20 protein-coding genes are annotated in these 21,443 nt (G+C 66.6%); 17 read left to right on the forward strand and 3 right to left on the reverse strand.

Annotated elements, in window-relative coordinates; translation table 11 throughout:
* Window positions 1-117: 117 nt before the first annotated feature.
* The 5 genes from lon to ACR80S_RS10925 all read left to right on the forward strand — a co-directional run bounded on the left by lon (window position 118) and on the right by ACR80S_RS10925 (window position 5,452).
* Entirely contained in the window at window positions 118-2,523 is a 2,406-nt protein-coding gene (lon, locus tag ACR80S_RS10905) for an endopeptidase La (RefSeq protein ID WP_435399033.1), read from the forward strand.
* Window positions 2,524-2,699: 176 nt separating this feature from the next.
* The gene (locus tag ACR80S_RS10910; protein WP_110068601.1) at window positions 2,700-2,972 is read left to right on the forward strand and encodes an HU family DNA-binding protein; all 273 of its coding nucleotides are present in this window, start codon (window positions 2,700-2,702) and stop codon (window positions 2,970-2,972) included.
* Window positions 2,973-3,090: 118 nt separating this feature from the next.
* On the forward strand, window positions 3,091-4,908 hold the full coding sequence (locus ACR80S_RS10915) for a SurA N-terminal domain-containing protein (RefSeq protein WP_435403183.1): 1,818 nt from the start codon (window positions 3,091-3,093) through the stop codon (window positions 4,906-4,908).
* 8 nt (window positions 4,909-4,916) lie between these two features.
* Window positions 4,917-5,129: a GTP-binding protein gene (locus tag ACR80S_RS10920; protein ID WP_435403184.1), complete on the forward strand. Its 213-nt coding sequence runs from the start codon at window positions 4,917-4,919 to the stop codon at window positions 5,127-5,129.
* Window positions 5,130-5,131: 2 nt separating this feature from the next.
* Window positions 5,132-5,452 carry a P-loop NTPase family protein gene (locus tag ACR80S_RS10925; protein WP_435403185.1) on the forward strand — a complete coding sequence of 107 codons (321 nt, stop codon included), beginning with the start codon at window positions 5,132-5,134 and terminating at the stop codon, window positions 5,450-5,452.
* Here the strand turns inward: ACR80S_RS10925 and ACR80S_RS10930 are convergent.
* Together ACR80S_RS10930 and ACR80S_RS10935 are read right to left on the reverse strand one after the other, a co-directional pair.
* A complete protein-coding gene (locus tag ACR80S_RS10930) occupies window positions 5,441-6,205 on the reverse strand; it encodes a UDP-2,3-diacylglucosamine diphosphatase (RefSeq protein ID WP_435403186.1) in 765 nt (254 codons plus the stop codon). The two genes, ACR80S_RS10925 and ACR80S_RS10930, sit on opposite strands and share 12 nt — an antisense overlap.
* A complete protein-coding gene (locus tag ACR80S_RS10935; protein WP_435403187.1) occupies window positions 6,205-6,702 on the reverse strand; it encodes a peptidylprolyl isomerase in 498 nt (165 codons plus the stop codon). The genes ACR80S_RS10930 and ACR80S_RS10935 overlap by 1 nt, the downstream gene beginning before the upstream one ends.
* Before the next feature lie 132 nt (window positions 6,703-6,834).
* On the opposite strand from ACR80S_RS10935, the gene ACR80S_RS10940 reads away from it, so the two are divergent.
* The 4 genes from ACR80S_RS10940 (at window position 6,835) to ACR80S_RS10955 (ending at window position 10,878) form a co-directional block, all read left to right on the forward strand.
* Window positions 6,835-8,544: a glutamine--tRNA ligase/YqeY domain fusion protein gene (locus ACR80S_RS10940; RefSeq protein ID WP_435403188.1), complete on the forward strand. Its 1,710-nt coding sequence runs from the start codon at window positions 6,835-6,837 to the stop codon at window positions 8,542-8,544.
* A 14-nt stretch (window positions 8,545-8,558) separates the two neighbouring features.
* The gene (gene cysS, locus ACR80S_RS10945) at window positions 8,559-9,950 is read left to right on the forward strand and encodes a cysteine--tRNA ligase (RefSeq protein WP_435403206.1); all 1,392 of its coding nucleotides are present in this window, start codon (window positions 8,559-8,561) and stop codon (window positions 9,948-9,950) included.
* Between the two features lie 368 nt (window positions 9,951-10,318).
* Window positions 10,319-10,576 (forward strand): hypothetical protein, encoded by a 258-nt coding sequence (locus ACR80S_RS10950; RefSeq protein WP_435399026.1) that lies wholly within the window; start codon window positions 10,319-10,321, stop codon window positions 10,574-10,576.
* On the forward strand, window positions 10,573-10,878 hold the full coding sequence (locus tag ACR80S_RS10955; protein WP_435399025.1) for a helix-turn-helix domain-containing protein: 306 nt from the start codon (window positions 10,573-10,575) through the stop codon (window positions 10,876-10,878). Before ACR80S_RS10950 ends, ACR80S_RS10955 begins: the two co-directional genes overlap by 4 nt.
* A gap of 27 nt (window positions 10,879-10,905) precedes the next feature.
* Here the strand turns inward: ACR80S_RS10955 and ACR80S_RS10960 are convergent, their stop codons facing one another.
* Window positions 10,906-11,895: a DUF1853 family protein gene (locus ACR80S_RS10960; RefSeq protein ID WP_435399024.1), complete on the reverse strand. Its 990-nt coding sequence runs from the start codon at window positions 11,893-11,895 to the stop codon at window positions 10,906-10,908.
* 96 nt (window positions 11,896-11,991) lie between these two features.
* On the opposite strand from ACR80S_RS10960, the gene osmF reads away from it, so the two are divergent.
* The 8 genes from osmF to ACR80S_RS11000 all read left to right on the forward strand — a co-directional run bounded on the left by osmF (window position 11,992) and on the right by ACR80S_RS11000 (window position 21,431).
* The gene (gene osmF, locus ACR80S_RS10965; RefSeq protein ID WP_435399023.1) at window positions 11,992-12,903 is read left to right on the forward strand and encodes a glycine betaine ABC transporter substrate-binding protein OsmF; all 912 of its coding nucleotides are present in this window, start codon (window positions 11,992-11,994) and stop codon (window positions 12,901-12,903) included.
* Complete coding sequence (locus ACR80S_RS10970; RefSeq protein ID WP_435399022.1) at window positions 12,887-14,086, forward strand: ABC transporter permease; 1,200 nt, start codon at window positions 12,887-12,889, stop codon at window positions 14,084-14,086. Before osmF ends, ACR80S_RS10970 begins: the two co-directional genes overlap by 17 nt.
* Entirely contained in the window at window positions 14,083-15,027 is a 945-nt protein-coding gene (locus ACR80S_RS10975; protein WP_435399021.1) for an ABC transporter ATP-binding protein, read from the forward strand. The genes ACR80S_RS10970 and ACR80S_RS10975 overlap by 4 nt, the downstream gene beginning before the upstream one ends.
* Window positions 15,020-15,793: an ABC transporter permease gene (locus tag ACR80S_RS10980; protein ID WP_435403189.1), complete on the forward strand. Its 774-nt coding sequence runs from the start codon at window positions 15,020-15,022 to the stop codon at window positions 15,791-15,793. Before ACR80S_RS10975 ends, ACR80S_RS10980 begins: the two co-directional genes overlap by 8 nt.
* A gap of 169 nt (window positions 15,794-15,962) precedes the next feature.
* Window positions 15,963-17,171 (forward strand): thiamine pyrophosphate-dependent dehydrogenase E1 component subunit alpha, encoded by a 1,209-nt coding sequence (locus tag ACR80S_RS10985; RefSeq protein ID WP_435399019.1) that lies wholly within the window; start codon window positions 15,963-15,965, stop codon window positions 17,169-17,171.
* 1 nt (window position 17,172) lies between these two features.
* Window positions 17,173-18,150 carry an alpha-ketoacid dehydrogenase subunit beta gene (locus ACR80S_RS10990; protein WP_435399018.1) on the forward strand — a complete coding sequence of 326 codons (978 nt, stop codon included), beginning with the start codon at window positions 17,173-17,175 and terminating at the stop codon, window positions 18,148-18,150.
* Window positions 18,151-18,193: 43 nt separating this feature from the next.
* Window positions 18,194-19,522, forward strand: a complete 1,329-nt coding sequence (locus ACR80S_RS10995; RefSeq protein WP_435399017.1) for a 2-oxo acid dehydrogenase subunit E2 — start codon at window positions 18,194-18,196, stop codon at window positions 19,520-19,522.
* Between the two features lie 22 nt (window positions 19,523-19,544).
* Window positions 19,545-21,431 (forward strand): protein kinase domain-containing protein, encoded by a 1,887-nt coding sequence (locus tag ACR80S_RS11000; protein WP_435399016.1) that lies wholly within the window; start codon window positions 19,545-19,547, stop codon window positions 21,429-21,431.
* Window positions 21,432-21,443: the final 12 nt, after the last annotated feature.

Raw genomic sequence — 21,443 nt, forward strand, 5'->3', positions numbered from 1 at the left:
CGCCGCTCCTTGTGTCGGCCATCGTCGCGCCACCCATCGTCAGGCCTTCCCTTGCAAAGAGGCCGGCATGCCCCCACTCCTGTGACATTCACCCGCTTTGTTCGAGGTACGTCTGCGATGCAGCAGAACGCTGATCAGATCTTGAGTCTGCCCCTATTGCCGCTGCGGGACGTGGTTGTCTACCCGCAGATGGTCATTCCCCTGTTCGTCGGTCGCGAGAAGTCGATCCAGGCCCTCGAGGCGGCCATGGACGCCGACAAGCGGGTACTGCTGGTGGCCCAGCGCGAGGCCAGCAAGGATGATCCGGATCGCGATGACCTGTTTGCCATCGGCACCGTGGCCGAGATCATGCAGCTGCTCAAGCTCCCTGATGGTACCGTCAAGGTGCTGATCGAGGGCGTCTCCCGGGCCGACGTGGGCGAACTCCACGCCGCCGAGGCCTATACCTCCGCCGAGGCGGTGCTGCGCGAGAGCGAGCCGCTCACCGAGCGCGAGCAGGAGGCCCTGGTGCGCGTGCTGCTCAACCAGTTCGAGCAGTACGTGAAGATGTCGAAGAAGGTGCCCAACGAGGTGCTCAATTCGCTCTCCGGCATCGAGGATCCGAGCCGCCTGGTCGACACCATCTGCGCCCACCTGTCGCTGAAGATCGACGACAAGCAACGGCTGCTGGAGATGGACCGGGTTCGCGATCGCATCGAGCACCTGATGGCCCTCATCGAGTCCGAGATCGACCTGCTGCAGGTCGAAAAGCGCATCCGCTCGCGGGTCAAGGACCAGATGGAGAAGTCCCAGCGCGAGTATTACCTCAACGAGCAGATGAAGGCTATCCAGAAGGAGATGGGCGAGCTCGAGAACGTGCCCAACGAGGCCGAGAAGTACGAGCAGGCCATCGAGGAATCCGGGATGCCCAGGGAGGCCCGCGACAAGGCCACCCAGGAACTCGGCAAGCTGAAGATGATGTCGCCCAACTCTGCCGAGGCCACGGTGGTGCGCTCCTACCTCGACTGGCTGGTCTCGGTGCCCTGGAAGAAGCGCACCCGGGTCAAGCACGACCTGGTCCATGCCCAGCAGGTGCTGGACGAGGACCACTACGGTCTCGACGAGGTCAAGGCGCGCATCCTTGAGTACCTGGCCGTGCACAAGCGGGTCAAGAAGCTCAAGGGGCCCGTGCTCTGTCTGGTGGGCCCGCCCGGGGTCGGCAAGACCTCGCTCGGCAAGTCGATCGCCCGGGCCACCAACCGCAAGTACGTGCGACTGGCGCTGGGCGGCGTGCGGGACGAGTCCGAGGTCCGCGGCCACCGTCGCACCTACATCGGCTCGCTGCCCGGCAAGATCATCCAGCGCATGTCCCGGGCCGGGGTCAAGAACCCGCTGTTCCTGCTCGACGAGGTCGACAAGCTCGGTATGGACCACCGTGGTGACCCCGCCTCGGCGCTGCTCGAGGTGCTGGACCCTGAGCAGAACGACACCTTCAGCGATCACTACCTGGAGCTGGATTACGACCTCTCCGAGACGCTGTTTATCTGCACCGCCAACTCCATGAACATTCCCGGGCCGCTGCTCGACCGCATGGAGGTGATCCGCCTGCCGGGTTACACCGAGGACGAGAAGCTGGCCATCGCCAAGCGCTACCTGGCCCCCAAGCAGCTCATCGCCAACGGCTTCAAGGCGGGCGAGTTGGCCTTCTCCGACGAGGCGGTCCTGGAGCTGATCCGCTACTACAGCCGCGAGGCGGGCGTGCGTGAACTTGAACGCCAGATCGCCAAGGTGTGCCGCAAGGTGCTGCGCGAGCGGCTCGAGCAGGAGGCCAAGGAGGGGGCGCTGGCCCCCGTGATGCTGGCCGCCGCGGATATCGAGGCCTATGCCGGTGTGCGCCGCTACAGCTACGGTCTGGCCGACCAGGACGACCAGGTGGGCCGCGTGACCGGCCTGGCCTGGACCTCGGTGGGCGGCGAACTGCTCTACATCGAGTCGGTGGTGACCCCGGGCAAGGGACGCATCAACAAGACCGGCTCGCTGGGCGACGTCATGAAGGAGTCAGTGAGTGCGGCCCAGACCGTGGTGCGTGCGCGAGCCCTGAGCCTGGGCATCGACCCAGAGCGTTTCGAGAAGGAGGACCTGCACATCCACGTGCCCGAGGGTGCCACGCCCAAGGATGGTCCCAGCGCCGGCGTCGCTATGGTCACGGCCATGGTCTCCGCCTATACCGGACGCCCGGTGCGCTGTGATGTGGCGATGACCGGCGAGGTCAACCTGCGCGGCGAGGTGATGCCCATCGGCGGCCTGAAGGAGAAATTGCTGGCCGCCCGGCGCGGTGGTATAAAGACCGTGCTGGTGCCCGAGGAGAATCGCCGTGACCTCAAGGAGGTTCCGGATAATATCAAGGAAGCTCTCGACATCAGGCCGGTTCGCTGGATCGACGAGGTGCTTGAGGTGGCGTTGGCCAAAAGGCCCGAGGCTTCCGCAGAAGATTCTCGATCCGAGGATGCCGCCACATCCCCGTCGATGATCAGCACGCATTGACAATATTTTCTCCATCATATCCTGGCTAAAAGCCTGATATGGTGGGGCCCGTCGCGGTAGTATGCTTGACAGCCCTTTCATCGCATTGCTATAAAATGCGCCATGCTGTGATCGTGACTTCCGGTTGAGTTGCTGCGCCGTTTAGAGCCAAATTCCGAAAAATCAAGGGGTGAAGTGTGAACAAGTCCGAGCTGATCGAAGCCATCGCCGCGTCTGCCGACATTCCCAAGGCAGCCGCTGCCCGGGCCCTGGACGCCATGGTCGATACCGTGACCGAAAGTCTCAAGAAGGGCGACAGCGTCTCCCTGGTGGGCTTCGGTACCTTCCAGGTCAAGGAGCGTGCCGCGCGCACCGGTCGCAACCCCCAGACCGGACAGCCGATCGAGATCAGCGCCGCGAAGGTGCCGAGCTTCAAGGCCGGCAAGGCGCTCAAGGATTCCGTCAACTGAGGCGTGAGCTTTGCCGCGCTGCTGATGGTTGACTCTCCTACAGGCGCATCGCCCACGGCGGTGCGCCTGTCTTGGTTTAAAGACCGTACTTTCCACACAATACGTTGCCGAGGCCTGCATGCTGCAAAGTATTCGTGACCGCTCCCGAAGCTGGGGCGCCAAGATCATTGTCGGGGCCGTGGTCGTGACCATGGCGCTGTTCGGCGTCGAGTCCCTGGTGGGCCTGTTCGGCGGCGGGGGCGATGAGATCGCCAAGGTCAACGGTGAACCGATCACCCGCCAGCAGCTGGAGCTCGAGGTTCAACGGGCGATTCGCAGTGGGCAGGTGCCACCGGAGCAGGAACGCGCCCTGCGCGCCCAAATGCTCGACCAGCTGATCACCGACCGCCTGCTGACCCAGTACGCCGCCGAGGGTGGCCTGCACCTCTCCGAGGAGCAGCTCGACCAGATCATCGTGGCGCTGCCGGAGTTCCAGGACCAGGAGGGTCGCTTCGACAGCGAGCTGTTCCGCAATCGCCTGGCCAGCGCCGGTTACACCCCGGTGGCCTTCCGCGATGAGCTGCGCGTTGACATGAAGCGCCAGCAGCTGCAGCAGGGGCTGGCCTTCAGCGACTTCACCCTGCCCAGCGAACAGGAACGTCTGGCGACCCTGCAGCGCCAGACCCGCAGCCTCCGCTATGCCTCGCTGTCCGCCGAGCAGGTGGAAGACGAGGTGGAGGTGACCCAGGCGGCCCTGGAGGCGTATTACGCCGAGAACGCGGACAACTACCGCCGGCCCGAGCAGGTCCGCCTGGAGTATGTGCTCATCGATCGCCAGGAGTTGGCCGAGGCGGTGGAGGTCGATGAGGCCGAGCTTCGCGACGCCTGGCAGGAGCGCACCGCCGATGCCGATCGCCGCATTTCACATATCATGCTGACCGTCGGCGCCGAGCGCAGCCGCGCCGAGGCCGAGGCGGAACTCGAGACGGTGCGAAAGCGCCTGGCACGGGGAGAGTCCTTTGCCGATCTGGCCGCCGAGATGTCGGACGACACCGTGTCTGCGGAGCAGGGCGGCGATCTGGGCGTGATCAGTCGGGGCTTCTTTGGTGACAGCTTCGATGAGGCGGCCTTCAGTATGGAGGAGGGCGAGGTCTCCGGCATCGTCGAGACCGACAACGGCCTGCACCTGCTCACCGTCACCGGACTTCAACGCGAGCCCTTCGAGGCGGTGCGCGACGAGCTGCGCCGTGAGCTGGCGCTGTCCGACGTCTCCGGTGAGTTCAACCAGCGGGTCCAGCGCCTGATCGACGAGAGCTTCGCCGCCGACGACCTGCAGAGCGTGGCCGACGATATCGGCCTGGAGCTGCAGACCAGCGACTGGGTCTCCCGTGATGGCGCCCAGGGCGTGCTCTCAGAGCCCGGCGTGATGAGCGAGGCGTTCAGCACCGACGTGCTGGAAGAGCGCTTCAACAGCGAGGTTATCGAGCTCGACAATGATCGCCGTCTGGTGCTGCGCGTCGCCGAGCATCGCGAGGCCACCACCCTGCCGCTCGAGGAGGTTCGCGACCAGGTCGAGGCCAGCGTGGCCGCCAATCTTCGCCGTGAGGAGCTGATGGAGTTGGGTCAGCAGCGCCTTCAGGCGCTGCGCGCCGGAGATGAGCAGGGCCTCGACTGGCAGCGGGTCGAGGGTGTGGGTCGCCAGGAGAGCCAGGGCCTCTCCCGCTCGGTGGTCGATGCGGTGTTCCGCCTGCCGGCCCCCGAGGGCGATGCCCCCGTCTATGGCCGCGCCGCCGACGGCGACCGGGTGGTGCTGATCGCCCTAGAGCGGGTCGAGGAGGGTGAGCTCGACGCCCAGGTCGAGCGGTTTGTGGCCAGCATGGCCGAACGCCTGCGTGCCCAGGCCGCCATCCAGGGCCTGTTGGACGACCTGCGCGACAAGGCGGACATTCGGCGGTGATTGGGCTGATGCCCGAGCCCCTGGCCAATGTCCCCGTTCACCTGATCACCGGCTTCCTGGGTAGCGGCAAGAGCACCCTGATCCATCGGCTGATCGACCAGAAACCCGCGGGTGAGCGCTGGGCGGTGCTGGTTAACGAGTTCGGCCAGGTGGGCATCGATCAGGCGATGTTCGAGGCGCGGGACGACGTGATCGTCAAGGGGCTGTCGGGGTGGCGTTGACCATGGTCGACCTGGCAAGCCGCGAGCAGTTGGCGGTGGCGAAGACGTGGCTCGCCGAGCTTTGGCCCGCCAAGCGCTGGATCCTGGAGGCCCCCCATGGTGAGCTGCCGCTGTCGCGTCTGATGGGACAGGGCGAGACGGCGTCGGTGGGCGTGGTGGGCGACAGCGACGCCCATCGGCGGCTGCGTGAGGCAGCCAGCGGCGCCCTCGAGGTGATCGGCGAGGCGGGTAGCCTGCCCGACGCCGAGGCGCTGGAAGAAAGCCTCGACGCCTGCCGGCTGTTGTCGCCTTCAACCGACTATTCATCGCCTTCAATTGACTAGAGGAAACTTCCGCAGCTGTGGCTCGCCATCCCCCCCAATGACGATCTCCCACCCTCGGTCCGGCTGCCAGTCGCCCAGTACGAACCGCTTCGCAGGCTCGCCGCCCACCGCGATCTCGTGCACGGCGGGGCGGTGGGTATGGCCGTGGATCAGGGTGGTCACGCCGTGCTCGGCCATCGCTTTGACCACCTCGTCCGGCGTGACGTCCATGATGTCCTCGGCCTTGTTGGAGTTGGCATCAAAGGACTGGGCGCGCAACTGGGCGGCCAGGGCGATGCGTTCGTCGATCGGCATCGAGAGTACCTGAGCCTGCCACTGCGGATGGCGAGCCTGGGTGCGGAAGGCCTGGTAGGCCGTGTCCAGCGTGCAGAGGCTGTCGCCGTGCATCAGCAACACCCGCCTGCCACCGAGCTCGACCAGGCTGGGGTCGGGGAGCAGGGTGATGCCGGCCTCATCGGCGAAGCGTTCACCGAGCAGGAAGTCACGGTTGCCATGAATCAGGTAGAGCTTGGTGCCGTTGTCGGCCAGGCGCTTGAGCGCTACGGCGATGTCTGCCGCTAGATCGGCGTTGCCTGTAGGATCCACCCCTGCCAGGTCGAGCAGGTCGTCGCCGATCCACGCCTCGAAGATGTCACCCAGCAGATAGAGCGCATCAGAGCCCCGTGCGCGTTCCTCCAGCCAGTGCAGGAACCCTTTGGTGATCTCGGGGGCGCCGGGGTGCAGGTGCAGATCGGAAATCAGCCGAATCGTCATCACTCCCCCTTGACGAAGGCCTTCTGGATCAACACATCCTCGGCGGGCACGTCGGCATGCATGCCGCGACGGGTGGTGGCCACGTTCTTGATCTTCTCGACCACGTCCATGCCGTCGACCACGCGGCCGAACACGCAGTAGCCCCAGCCCTGGATGGACTTGCCGCTGTGGTTCAGGAAGGCGTTGTCGGCGACGTTAATGAAGAACTGGGCGGTGGCAGAGTGCGGGTCCTGGGTGCGTGCCATGGCGAGGGTGCCGGCCTCGTTCAGCATGCCGTTGTCGGCCTCGTTCTCGATGGGGTCGCGGGTGGGCTTCTGGTTGAAGTCGGTGTCGAAGCCGCCGCCCTGGACCATGAAGCCGTCGATCACGCGGTGGAACAGGGTGCCGTCGTAGAAGCCGTCGCGTACATACTGCTCGAAGTTGGCCGCGGTCTTGGGGGCCTTCTCATGGTCCAGCTCGACGCTGATGTCGCCATAGTTGGTCTGCAGAACGATCATCGATAAGTTCCTGTACGGTAAAGGGGCCACGCCTTGGCGTTGCCCGTGGGCGTGGCGCTATAATAGCGGTTTTGCTTCGATGGGCGAAGAGACCCCCGCCCGCACCTTCAAACAGAGGTTGTTTCTCCAACCATGACCACCGATACCTCCAGCGCGCCGAATTTCATCCGCAACCAGATCCGCGACGAGATCGAGGCCGGCCGCACCGGCAAGATCGTGACCCGCTTCCCGCCGGAGCCCAACGGCTACCTGCATATCGGGCACGCCAAGTCGATCTGCCTCAACTTCGGCCTGGCCGAGCAGTTCGGTGGTGACTGTCACCTGCGCTTCGACGATACCAACCCGGCCAAGGAGGAGCAGGCCTATATCGATGCCATCCAGGAAGACGTCAGCTGGCTGGGCTTCGAATGGGCCGGCCAGGTTCGCTTCGCCTCCGACTACTTCGACCAGCTCTATGCCTGGGCCCAGCACCTGATTCGCGAAGGCAAGGCCTACGTCGACGACCTCTCGCCCGACGAGATCCGCGAGTATCGCGGCACCCTCACCGAGCCCGGTCGGCCGAGCCCCTATCGCGAGCGCGCAGCCGACGAGAACCTCGACCTGCTGGAGCGCATGCGCACCGGCGAGTTCGCCGAGGGCGAGAAGGTGCTGCGGGCGACGATCGACATGGCGTCGCCCAACATCAACCTGCGCGACCCGATCCTCTACCGCATCCGCCACGCCCGCCACCATCAGACCGGCGACAAGTGGAAGATCTATCCCTCCTATGACTTCACCCACGGCCAGTCCGATGCCATCGAAGGGGTCTCACACTCCATCTGCACCCTGGAGTTCGAGGACCATCGGCCGCTCTACGAGTGGTTCCTGGACAACCTGCCGGTGCCGGCCAGACCGCGCCAGATCGAGTTCTCTCGACTCAATCTCAACTACACCCTGACGTCCAAGCGTAAGTTGAAGCTGCTGGTGGACGAGAATATCGTCGATGGCTGGGACGATCCGCGCCTGCCGACCATCTCCGGCCTGCGCCGTCGCGGCTACACGCCGGGGTCGATTCGCAAGTTCAGCGACATGATCGGCGTGACCCGTGCCGATGGTGGCCTGGTGGACATCGCCATGCTCTATCACGCCATCCGCGCCGACCTCGAGGACAACGCGCCGCGGGCCATGGCCGTGCTGAAGCCGTTGAAGGTGGTGCTGACCAACGTCCCGGAAGACCATGAAGAGGTTTACGAAGTCCCGGGCCACCCCGCCCGCGAGGACATGGCGGTGCGCAAGGTGCCCTTTGCGCGCGAAATTTTCATCGATCACGACGACTTCATGGAGGAGCCGCCCAAGAAGTTCTTCCGCCTGGCGCCGGGCAAGGAGGTGCGCCTTCGCAACAGCTATGTGATTCGCTGCGATGAGGTGGTCAAGGACGCCGCCGGCGAGATCGAGGCGCTTCACTGCTCCGTGGACTTCGACACCCTGGGCAAGAACCCGGAGGGTCGCAAGGTCAAGGGCGTGATCCACTGGGTCAGCGCCGCCCACGGCGTGCCCATGGAGGTGCGGCTCTACGATAACCTCTTCCTCGAGGAGCAGCCCGATCGCGACAAGGACGCCGACTTCCTCGACCACCTCAACCCCGAGTCGTTGGTGGTGTGCCAGGCGATCGGCGAGCCGAGCCTCGCGGATGCCGTCCCCGAGAGCCGCTTCCAGTTCGAGCGGGTGGGCTACTTCTGCGCCGACCGTCACGCCTGCCGCGATGGCAGGCTGGTGTTCAATCGCACCGTGGGCCTCAAGGACAGCTGGGCCAAGGTCCAGAAGCAGGACGCCCAGCAGAAAGACGAACAGAAGAAGGGGTGACCGTGAGCAACGCGCTGCAGATCTACAACACGCTGACCCGTCGCAAGGAAATCTTCACCCCCATCGTGCCGGGCCGCGTGCGCATGTACGTGTGCGGAATGACCGTCTACGACTACTGCCACCTGGGCCATGCCCGGGTGATGGTGGCCTTCGACGTCATCACTCGTTACCTGCGCTATCGGGGCTATGACGTCACCTATGTGCGCAACGTCACCGATATCGATGACAAGATCCTCCGACGCGCCGAGGAGAACGGCGAGAGCATCGCCTCGCTCACCGAGCGCATGATCGAGGCGATGCATGAGGACGAGGCGCGCCTCTCCGTGCTGCCCCCGGACCGCGAGCCCCGCGCGACTCGCCATATCGACGATATCCTCTCGATGATCGAGACGCTGATCGCCAAGGGCTATGCCTACGCGGCGGACAACGGCGACGTCTACTACCGGGTGCGCCGGTTCGAGGGCTATGGCAAGCTCAACAACCGGGATCTCGACGAGATGCGCTCCGGCGCCCGTGTCGAGGTGGACGAGCACAAGGAGGACCCGCTGGACTTCGTGCTCTGGAAGGCGGCCAAGCCCGGCGAGGCCAGCTGGCCTTCGCCCTGGGGCGAGGGGCGTCCCGGCTGGCATATCGAGTGCTCGGCCATGTCGAAGTGCTGCCTCGGCGATACCTTCGATATCCACGGCGGCGGGCCGGACCTGACCTTCCCCCACCATGAGAACGAGATCGCCCAATCCGAGGCGGCCAACGGCAAGCCCTTCGTCAACGCCTGGATGCACGCCGGGGCGGTGCGGGTGAACCACGAGAAGATGTCCAAGTCCCTGGGCAACTTCTTCACCATCCGCGAGGTGCTCGAGCACCACGACCCCGAGGTGGTGCGCTACCTGCTGCTGGCCAGCCACTACCGCAGCGCGATCAACTATGCGCCGGAGTCGCTGCTCGAGGCGCGCAAATCGCTGGAGCGGTTTTACAATTCTCTGGAGAGGCTGGCTCTAGAAGAAGGGACGATAGACGACCGCTTCGAGTCGCGCTTCGTCGCCGCCATGGACGACGACTTCAATACCCCCGAGGCGCTGTCGGTGCTCTTCGACCTGGCCCGGGAGTTGAACCGCGCCAGGAAGGAATCCCCCGAGCAGGCGCCGGCCCTGGCCGCCGAACTCCGGCGCTTGGGTGGTATTCTCGGGCTGCTGCAGCAGGACCCGGCCAGCTTCCTCAAGGCCGGCGCCAGTGAGCTGCCACTCTCTGAAGAGGAGATCCAGGCGAAGATCGACGCGCGCGCCGCCGCCAAGAAGGCCAGGGACTTCGCCGCCGCCGATGGCCTCCGCGACGAACTGGCCGCCCTGGGCATCATCCTCAAGGACGCCCGCGAGGGCACCACCTGGGTGTTCGAGAAGCCCGAGGGGTAGAACCCCCGCCGGCAAGCCGTCAGTTGACTGACGCCCGGCCCGCCGCAAGGTGAGCCGGGCGTCTTGCCGTCAGGGCGCCACGTAGTTTGAGTGCTATTCTGCTCACTAATTCTGACTTTTTGATTTTCTGTGCGCTAAACTGCTCATACGCTATGTCATGTTGGCATTTTTGAGCAATATACTGCGCAGTGGGTGCCATGGAACTGACGCTGCAGATCCACTTCGACCAGGCTGGGCACGATGCGGTCTTGCTGATGCTGCCGAATCCCGATCATGGGGTGCGGGGGAATCACGGCTACGCTATGCGACCGCTCCCCCTCTCTCTGGCTGCCACGCTTTGACATGCAGTATCTCGACGGAACCTCTGGGTGCGATACGGGCTGGAATCGGTCTATTCGCTGATCGGGGCGGCGCCGGGAAGCTTCCTGTGCCACGGCGATACACTAAGGCGGCTGGTGGCCCTGCTTGAAGCGCAGTACCGAGTAAGGCTGCAGACGCTGGGTCTCAATCTGGAGGGGCTGGACGAAAGGCTGGCCGCGCGCAACGTGCCTTCGCGTATTCTCGAGATGCCAGCCGTAGGGCTCCGTTCGCTAAACGACCGGCTAGGCCGCTGGGGGCTCCTGTGAAGCCACGCAATACGTCCGACCGTGAAGCGGCGCTGCTGGCTCTGCTTCAGCAGCTCTATGTCGACGAGATGACCGAGGGGCAACTGCTGCGGGCGCTGCGGCGCGACGTGCTCGGCCTCTCCCAGACGCGCTATTCTGATCTGGTTGGCATCAGTCGCCGCACACTTTCCGATCTCGAGGGCGACAAGGGTAACGTCACGCTGGAGGTAATGAACCGTGTATTCAAGCCGCTTGGCCTCCAGGTGGGGCTGCTGCCACGCAAGAGACGCCTGCTCGAGCAGGCGCTTAAGAGGTCGGAATAAGCAAAAAATCGCCGGCGCTGCGGCATGTCAGCCCCATGGTGGTGGAAGCGGAATCTGTCGCGGCCAGTCGTCGGCGACCACGAACACCCGCCGCCAGCCCGTGTCGGCCTGCCACAGGGTGATCTGCAGAGGTGAGGCGGGTACATGGAAGTGCTGGGCCAGCTGTGCCTCGAGATCGCGCAGGGGCAACAGGTTTTCTCGGCGGGGCAGGGCGAGCCAGTGGGGCTTGTACAGCCGGGCGCCGTGCGTGCCAGTTGGCAGGCCATCCCGGTAGTCGCGCCACTGCCGCCAGTGAAGCCAGGTTCCGTGCAGGTGCGCCGGGTTCGCTTCCCGGGGTGGCGGCAATGGCTGCTGCCAGTGATAGCGCTGCCAGGGGTAGAAGAGTACCCCCGGCATGGCCAGGCGGCGTTGGATCTCCAGAGGGCGGTCGGCCCCCACGGCATCGCTGGCAAGCGCTTCGCGCAGGGCTTGCCGGGTTTCGGGCAGTTCGGTGAGGCGAATCTGGTGCCGATGGAGGTGCTCGCGCTTGCTGGCCAGGCTGTCGGCGCCGCCAGGGCCGATCCAGCGCGCCTGGTCATGTGGCTCCCCCGGGCCCTCAATCAGGCCCAGGTAGTACTTGATGGCGACCTCGAGATGGACCAGACCCGTCTCGCCGCGTCGGCGATAGAGCAGGTCGAGCTCGCCCAGGGTCTGCTTGCCGCGGAGGATGCGCAGGTTGTGGGCCACCAGCTCGGTGCCGGGGGCCGACGCCAGCAGGAACTGCCAGAGCCGCTCGTGGTACAGCCCCATGCGGCCGGTGAGCGTTCCGCCGATACAGCGCTCAAGCGCTTCCGGCCAGGCATCGAGATCCTCCAGCCAGCCGACGAGACGCGCGTCGTCCCCGAGCCCCAACGCCTCGCGGTCGGGCCGGCCCGGCCAGGGCGTGTGGATCAGGTCCGGTGCCAGCAGCAGCCACGCCAGGTCGCGGACCAGCGGATGATGGCAGCGGTCGAGCAGTGGTGGGGGAGCGGGCGGCATGCGCGGCGTCCTGTGCGTTGGCGGCGGGGTCTGCAACGACTCCTTAGACTCCTTATACTCAGGGTACATTCATGACCCCTCGGGGGGTAATCCGCCATGCGCATCCCGTTCTCTCGTCTGACCCTGCTCACCGCCGCCTGTGCGCTGAGCCTCTCCGCGGCTCAGGCCGATGACCCGGTGGTGGTCTCCTCGAAGATCGACACCGAGGGCTCGGTGCTGGGCCAGCTGATCCTTCAGCGCCTCGAGGCCGGCGGCATCGCGGTCCAGGACCGGCTGCAGCTGGGCGGCACCAGCATCGTGCGCGAGGCTCTGCTGACCGGCGAGATCGACCTCTATCCGGAGTACACCGGCAATGGCGCCTTCTTCTTCGACATGACCGACAGCGACGTCTGGCACGATGCCGAGGGGGCCTATGAGACGGTCCGCGACCGGGACGCCGAGAACGGCCTGGCGTGGTTGGCGCCGGCGTCGGCCAACAACACCTGGGCGATGAGCGTGCGCGGCGATCTGGCCCGAGAACATGGCCTCTCCACCCTGGAGGACCTGGCGGCTTACCTGGAGCAGGGCGGTGAGTTCAAGTTTGCCGCCAGCGCCGAATTCGTGGAGTCCGAGCAGGCGCTGCCGGCCTTCCAGGACGCCTATGGCTTCGAACTCGGCGAGGAGCAGCTGCTGGTGCTCTCCGGCGGCAATACCGCCTCCACCATGCGCGCCGCCGCCCAGCAGACCAGCGGGGTCAATGCGGCCATGACCTACGGCACCGACGGGGGACTCACTGCCCTGGACCTGGTGGTGTTGGAGGACACCCAGGGCGTGCAGCCGGTCTATCAGCCGGCGCCGGTGGTGCGGGCCGAGGTGCTCGAGGCCTATCCGGAGATCGAGTCCCTGCTGGGCCCGCTGTTCCAGGCGCTGGATCTCGAAACCCTGCAGCGGCTGAACGGCGACGTGGCGGTCAACGGCCTGGATCCGCGCCGGGTCGCCGCGGATTTCCTCGATGGCCTGGACGACTGAGGGCGGCGTGCCCAGTGAGGTGTCGACCCCCAATCGTGTGCTGCTGGCGCTGACGCTGGCCGCCGTGGTGGCCTGGCTGGTGCTGCCACTGGCCAGCATTGCCCCCAACCGCATCGTGCCCGGGTCACCGCTGCAAGCCCACGAGGCCTTCGGCTGGGCGGGAGTCCTGGGCGCCGTACTGGCCCTGCTCGGGCCGGCGGCGCTGACCTGTCGCCCCTCGCCGCGCCGGCTGTGGCTGGCACTGGCCCTAGTCATGCTGCTGCTCATGGCGCTGCCGGTGTGCCTGGCCGTGGCGGCGGCCCTGGCGATCGATCCCAGCCAGCCCCAGGCGCGCCTGGGACTGGGGGCGGCCTTCTGGCTGCTGCTCTTCTGTCTCTCGCTGATGGTGATCGAGCTGCGCACCCGCCTCGCCCTGGGAACCGTGGCGGGCTGGCTGTTGGTGGCGGCGGTGCTGGCCGCCTGGTGGCTGGCGGCCCCCTGGCTGGAGCCACTGGCGCTCTCGCGGGAGTATCAGGGCCGCAGCGATCAGTTTGCCGGGGCGGTGGTCGACCACCTGATGCTGGTCGGCGGTGCGGTTGGCGCCAGCCTGTTGCTGGGCACCGGCATCGCCCTGGCCATGCGCCGACACACCGGCGTGGAGAGGGTCGGCTTCGGGGTGCTCAACTTCCTGCAGACCATTCCCAGCCTGGCACTGTTCGGCCTGCTGCTGGCGCCGCTGGCGTGGCTCGCGGCTAACGTGGGCTGGGTGCATGCGCTGGGCGTGCGCGGCATCGGCTGGGCGCCCGCCTTCCTGGCCCTGCTTGGCTACAGCCTGCTGCCCATGGTGCGCAACACCTTCGTGGCCCTCTCCGGGGTGGATGCCGGTGTGCTGGAGTCGGCGCGGGGCATGGGCATGAGCCGTGGCCAGGTGTTCCTGCAGGTACGCCTGCCTCTGGCCCTGCCGGTGGTGCTCGAGGGCGTGCGCATCACCACGGTGCAGGCGATCGGCTTGACCGCAGTAGCCGCGCTGATCGGGGCCGGTGGCCTGGGAACCTTCATCTTCCAGGGGCTGGGTCAGGCCGCCATGGACCTGGTGCTGCTCGGTGCGCTGCCGATCCTGGCCATGGCGCTGGCGGTTGATTCCCTGCTGGGCGCCCTGACGCGCCGCCTGGACCCCCGACGCCCGGACGGAGCCAGCCCATGATCGAACTGATCGGCGTCACCAAGCGTTTCGGCAGCGAGACCGCCGTGGACGCCATTTCCCTGCGCGTCGAGCGCGGCGAGCTGTGCGCCCTGGTAGGTACCTCCGGCTGCGGCAAGTCTACGACCCTGCGCATGATCAACCGGCTGATCGAGCACAGCGAGGGCGAGATCCACCTGGAAGGGCGCCAGGTGCGGGAGTTCGACGAGCAGGTCCTGCGACGGCGCATCGGCTACGTGATCCAGAGCACCGGGCTCTTTCCCCACTGGACGGTGGCGCGCAACATCGGCCTGGTGCCACGCCTGCTCAAGTGGCCCAGGGCCAAGGTCGAAGCGCGGGTCGAGGAGCTGATGGCCCTGCTGGGCTTGCCGCCTGAGCAGTTCGCCGGCAAGTATCCCCACCAGCTCTCCGGCGGCCAGGCCCAGCGGGTCGGCGTGGCCCGGGCGCTGGCAGCGGACCCCGACATCCTGCTGATGGACGAACCCTTCGGCGCCCTGGACCCCATCACTCGCGAGTCGCTGCAGATAGAGCTGCGAGAGCTGCAGTCGCGCCTGCACAAGACCATCGTCTTCGTGACCCACGACATGGACGAGGCGCTGGCCCTGGCCGATCGGCTGGTGGTGATGCGCGCCGGGCGCATCGTGCAGCAGGGTACGCCGCTCGAGCTGCTGCGCGAACCCGCCGACGATTTCGTGGCCTCGCTGCTGGGCGGCAACGACCGTGGCCTCAAGGAGACCACCCTTCTTCGCGTCGCAGAGCGGATGCAGCCCCTGTCGCCGCGGCTGCTGCCCCGGGCCCGCGTCCATCGCGACGCTACCCTGCGCCAGGCGCTGGCGGTGATGTTCCGTGAACACGCCGACCGGCTCGCCGTGGTGGACGACGACGACATGGCGGTGGGGGAGCTCTCCCTGCGCCGCCTTGTCGGGGCCCGGCGCGATGATTGAGCCGAGATCGCAGCGGGCGTCGATCTCGGCCGCCTGGCGCACCTGGCGGGGGCCGCTGATCTGGTGCGTCCTGCTGCTGGCCCTCACGCTCGGCATGGCCTGGCTCGAACCGCTGTTCCGCCGGATCGAACCCGGCACCCGCCAGGTGATCTACCCCCACGCCGATTTCCTGCTGCTGCTGGGTCGCCACCTGCTGGTGGTGGCCGTGGCCTCACTGCTGGCCATCCTGCTGGGGGTGGCCGCGGCAGTGGCGGTGACGCGGGAGGCGGGGCGGGACTTCCTGCCGCTGGTGGCCCAGTTTGCCTCCATGGGGCAGACCTTCCCGCCGGTGGCGGTGCTGGCCCTGGCGGTGCCGGTGCTGGGGTTCGGCACCTGGCCGATCATCGTGGCGCTGCTGCTCTACGGCCTGCTGCCCATTGTGCGCAACACCCTGGCGGGGCTCTCCGGGATCGCGCCCGGCGTCATGGAGTCTGCCCGCGGCATGGGCATGAGCGACTCCCAGCGGCTATGGCAGGTGGAGCTGCCGCTGGCCATGCCGGTGATCCTGGCCGGCATCCGCACCTCGGTCACCGTCAACATCGCCACTGCGGCGTTGGGGGCCACGGTCGGGGCCAGCAACCTCGGCGCGCCGATCATTTCCGGCATCGTCAACGGCAATACCGCCTATCTGCTGCAGGGCGCACTGTTGATCGGCCTGCTGGCGCTGGCCGTGGACAGCGCCTTCGAACGCCTCCAGCGCCGCTGGATACCGGCCGCTTCCGGGTAATGGCAGAAAGAACTACTGGCTCGGTGGATTCTGGCAGCAAGATGCGTGCACCGTTTCGCATTTTACGTTAACGTCAGCTTGGGTTGCGTTGACCCGCCAGGGGCAATCCTTCTGGCGTAGGTCGAGGCGAGCAACAACACTGCCCTCAAAAGGGGTGGAGGACACCGAGATGACAACGACAACAGATAGCCATACGCCCGATTTCCTTCGCGGCGACGAGTTTTCGATTCCCACCTTTCGCCTGCTCCGGCAGGACGGCACCCTCCATGAGGGGGGCGAGGCACCCGAGCTCGAGCGCGAGCAGGCGCTCAGGATCTATCGCACCATGGTGGCGACCCGGGTGCTGGATGAGCGCATGATGGCGGCCCAGCGCCAGGGGCGGCTCTCCTTCTACATGCAGTGCACCGGCGAGGAGGCCGCGGTGATCGGCGCGGCGGCGGCGCTCGACGACGCTGACATGATCATGTCCCAGTACCGCGAGCAGGGGGCGCTGGTCTATCGCGGCTTCAGCTATGACGAGTTCATGAACCAGCTGTTCGGCAACGAGCTCGACTACGGCAAGGGCCGCCAGATGCCGATCCACTATGGCTCGCGCAAGCTGCACTACATGACCATCTCCTCGCCCCTGGCGACCCAGATCCCCCAGGCCGCCGGCTATGCCTATGGCCAGAAACTGGCGGGAGAGGGACACTGCACCCTGGTCTTCTTCGGCGAGGGAGCGGCCTCCGAGGGCGACTTCCACGCCGCTCTCAACATGGCGGCGGTGCACGAGGTGCCGGTGATCTTCTTCTGCCGCAACAACGGCTATGCGATCTCCACCCCCTCCATCGAGCAGTTCGCCGCCGATGGCGTGGCACCGCGGGCCTTCGGCTACCGCATGCACGTGATCAGGGTGGACGGCAATGACATCCTCGCGGTTCTGGCGGCCACCCGCAGGGCGCGCCGCATTGCCGTGGAGGAGAACCAGCCGGTGCTGATCGAGGCGATGACCTACCGCCTGGCGGCCCACTCCTCCTCGGATGATCCCTCCGGCTACCGCTCCAAGAAGGAGGAGGAGGCCTGGCGCGACAAGGACCCCCTCCTGCGCATGCAGAACTGGCTGCTGGCCCGTGAGTGGTGGAGCGACGATGAGGAGAAGGCCCTTCAGGAGTCGCTGCGCCGCGAGGTGCTGGAGACCATGAAGCGCGCCGAGAAGCGCCCCCCGCCCCCGCTCGACAGCCTGGTTACTGACGTCTATGCAGATGTGACCCCGGCGCTGCAGCGCCAGCTCGATGGCCTCAAGACCCATATCCGCAAGTACCCGGACGCCTATCCGAAGGGGGCTCGCTCCCTGGACCCGGACGTGAGTGCCAGCCTCGATGCCAAGGGAGGGGCGTGACATGCCGACCATGAACATGCTGCAGGCCATCAACAACGCCCTCGACATCGCCATGGCCGAGGACGAGAAGGTTATCTGCTTCGGTGAGGACGTGGGCTTCTTCGGTGGGGTCTTCCGCGCCACCAGCCACCTCCAGGAGAAGTACGGCCGCGCCCGCTGCTTCAACACGCCGCTGGTGGAGCAGGGCATCATCGGCTTCGCCAATGGCCTGGCGGCCCAGGGCTCGGTGCCGGTGGCGGAGATCCAGTTCGCCGATTACATCTTTCCGGCGTTCGACCAGATCGTCAACGAGACGGCCAAGTACCGCTACCGTTCCGGCGACCTGTTCAACGTCGGCGGCCTGACCATCCGCGCCCCCTACGGCGGTGGCATCGCCGGCGGCCACTATCACTCCCAGTCGCCGGAAGCCTACTTCGCCCATACGCCGGGCCTCAAGGTCGTAGTGCCGCGAAATCCCTACCAGGCCAAGGGCTTGCTGCTGGCGGCGATCCGCGACCCGGACCCGGTGCTGTTTTTCGAGCCCAAGCGCCTCTATCGCGCCTCCACCGGCGAGGTGCCCGAGGCGGACTACCAACTGCCCATCGGCGAGGCCGAGGTGACCCGCGAGGGCAGCGACATCACCGTGCTCGGCTGGGGCGCCCAGATGGAGGTGATCGAGCGCGCCGTGGAGCTGGCCGAGAAGGAGGGGATCTCCTGTGAGGTGATCGACCTGCGCTCCATCCTGCCCTGGGACGAGGACAGCGTGGTGGAGTCGGTGCTCAAGACCGGGCGCCTGCTGATCACCCACGAGGCGCCACTCACCGGCGGCTTCGCCGGAGAGATCGCCGCCACCCTCCAGGAGCGCTGCTTCCTGTATCTGGAATCGCCCATCGCCCGGGTGACCGGCCTGGATACCCCCTTCCCGCTGACCCTGGAGAAGGAGTATCTGCCGGATCACCTGAAGATCTTCGAAGCGATCAAGGCCTCCGTGGCCTTCTGATTCCCGATAGTCGGCTCGAGCGAGCCTGGACTGGAGCGAGACAATGAGCGATTTCATGCTGCCCGATATCGGCGAAGGTATCGTGGAGTGCGAGGTGGTGGAGTGGCATGTGGCCGAGGGCGACGTGATCGAGGAGGACCAGCCGGTGGTCGAGGTGATGACCGACAAGGCGCTGGTGGAGATCACCGCCCCGGAGGCGGGACGAGTGACCCGGCTCTACGTGAAGAAGGGCGAGATCGCCAAGGTTCATGCGCCGCTGTTCGGCTATGTGGCCGAAGGCGAGGCCGAGTCGGTGGATGCGCTGGCCTCGACGCCTGACGAGCCGGCAACGTCCGATGAGAGGGGCGCGCCCCGGCCCTCCGAGGGTGACGCCCCCCAGGCCGCGGCCCATAGGGGCGCGGCGCCCGAGAACATGGAAAGCGCGGGAGACGAGCCGGGGCGCGGCCCCTATGGACGGATCCCGGCCGCCCCGGCGGTGCGTCGCCTGCTGCGCGAGCACGACCTCCCCCTTGAGGCGGTGCCGGGTTCCGGTCGCCAGGGGCGGGTGCTCAAGGAGGACGTGCTGGGCTATCTCGAGTCGGAAGACTCCCGGCAGGAAAGAGATGAGGATCGCGGTGCCGGCGAGGCGGTCGCCGCCGGCCGGCCGCCCGCCGAACCCGCCAGCGGCGAGGTGCGCATCGAGCCCCTGCGCGGCGTGCGCGCCGTCATGGCGAAGCGCATGGTCGAGGCAGCGAGCACCGTCCCGCACTTCCAGTACGGCGAGGAGATCGACGTGACCGAGCTGCTGGCGCTGCGCGAGCGGTTGAAGCCGCTGGCGGCGGCCGAGGAGACCCGGCTCACGCTGATGCCCTTCTTCATGAAGGCGATGGCGCTGGCGGTACGCGAGGCGCCGGTGGTCAATGCCCGGCTCAATGACGATGCCAGCGAGATCCACTATCTGCCGTCGGTGAATGTGGGCATGGCGGTGGACAGCCGCGCCGGCCTGCTGGTGCCCAACGTCAAGGGCGTCGAGCGGCGCAGCCTGCTGTCAGTGGCTGCCGAGGTGGCGCGCCTCACCGAGGCGGCCCGAGCCGGCAGGGTGAGCCAGGAAGATCTCAAGGGCGGCACCATCAGCATCTCTAACATCGGGGCGCTGGGTGGAACCTACGCGGCGCCGATCATCAACGTCCCGGAGGTGGCGATCGTGGCCATCGGCAAGACCCAGTGGCTGCCGCGGTTCGACGCCCAGGAGTGCGTGGTGAAGCGGGCGATCATGACGGTCACCTGGGCCGGCGATCACCGCATCATCGATGGCGGCACCATCGCGCGCTTCTGCAACGCCTGGAAGGGCTACCTGGAGGCGCCCGAGACGATGCTACTTCACCTGAGCTGATGGCCCTCATCGGGACAGTGCAATGACCCAGGCGCCCCTGCAGCAGTTCTATATCCCGGAAGAGCAGTCGATCTACCTGCTCAGCCACGACGACGCCCGCAAGCTCAAGGCGTGGGTGGCGCTGTGCCAGGCCCAGCTCGAGCAGCTGGGCTACCGGGGGATTGCGCTGATTGGCAAGGGCGCCTACGGGTTCGTCTTCGCGGGCGTAACCGCCTTGGGTGACCAGTACGTCTTCAAGTTCACCCGGATCAACTTGCCCCAGCACCTGCAGGACCGCCTCGAGGAGGAGGCCTTCATGCTGGAGCAGGTGGATCACCCTCGGGTGCCCAGGCTGATCGCCTACCAGCGGGTGCGCAACCAGTCGATCCTGGTGATGCAGCGTGCCCCCGGCCTCAACCTCGAGGAGGTGTCGCTGCGCGAGGGGCGCCTGTCGCCGCGCCTGGTGGTGCATATCGCTGGCCAACTGGCCGATATCCTGGGCGCGTTGCGCCGGGAATCCGGTCCGGCGGGACGGCCCATCGTCCACGGCGACATCAAGCCCTCCAACCTGGTGTTCGACGGTGAGACCGAGGCCATCGCCCTGATCGACTGGGGTTCCTCGGTCTTCGCCCAGCTCGACGCCAACCAGCAGTTTGTGGCGGCCAACGTCATGGAGCTGATGTCCGACAACCTCCAGCAGACCAACGCTCGCCTGGGCGACGTTTATTTTATCGGCGAGGAGCAGCTCAATGGCGCGCTCTCCTCGCCGCGCTTCGACGAGCAGGGGGCCGCCGGAACCCTCTATGCGCTGGCCTCGGCGCAGTCCTGTCGTTTCGGCCACCGGGCGATTCCCGCCATTTCCCTGGGTCTGCCGGTGGAGTTCGCGCGCATGCTCGACGGCATGCTGGACCCCGACCCGCGCCTGCGCATGAAAGCCGGCGACCACTTCCTCCGCGAAATGCCGCGCCTCGCCCGGCTGGTGATGCTCGACCTGCCCGAGCCGTCGCCCCAGGCGCTGGTGCCGGTGTGGGTGCGTCCGGCCGAGCGCGAGATCGATACCGTGGTCTACAGTTCGCGCAAGGCCTTCCTGCGCGAGGAGGGGGCGCCCGAGACCCTCAGCGACGTCAATGACGTCCAACTCGATCGCTACTACAAGAACTTCATGCAGGGCATGGGCGAGACCGAGAAGGCCTTCCTGGCGGCGGTAAGCCGACTGGGGCGCTATCCGGTGGTGGGCGGCCTGGCGGTGCGCTGGGAGGCCGACGGCGTCTATATCGATACCTCGCTCAACCTGCACGACGCCGAGCGACGCCCGGCCTTCATCGCCGCGGTTAACAACATGGTCCACCTGGCCCGGGCGATCTACCGCCAGGGCATCTTCAAGAGCTGCCTGTTCAACGCCCGCGACACCCTGCACCTGGATCGCGAGGAGCCGGAGCAGTCCTTCCAGGTCGACCCCGGCATGCGCCTGGCCTACGAGGTCAGCGCGATGCCGGAGCTGGAAGACCGCAGCCGGCTGCACAGCTACTTCGAGGATGGCCCCGACCCGGAGGAGTTCCTGGTGCTGCCGGAGGCGATCATCACCTCGCTGGAGGCGCTCAACGAGATCCACCACACGGGGATGATCATCTTCGAGGCGCTCCCCCAGCACCTCAAGATCCACAGCTACTATCGCCTGCTGGACCCCTCCCGGGAGGGGGACTTCCGCTGCCGCCTGGAGGAGATCCTCGACGCCGTCGGCCAGATCGAGGGGCTCGGCGTCTCCGGGTTCATGAAGATGCCCTACAAGGACACCCGCTTCTTCCCCCACGTGGAGCGTCAGCCGGAGCGGTTCTACCCCCGCGACCCGCGTGCTGTCCTGCATGCATCTGGGCGAGAGTCTGGAAGAGAGTCCGAGGGGGAATCGGGGCATGGGGCGGCCAGCAAATGACACCCACGCGAA

The sequence above is a fragment of the Halomonas salsilacus genome, assembly GCF_051216275.1.
Taxonomy (GTDB): Bacteria; Pseudomonadota; Gammaproteobacteria; order Pseudomonadales; family Halomonadaceae; genus Halomonas.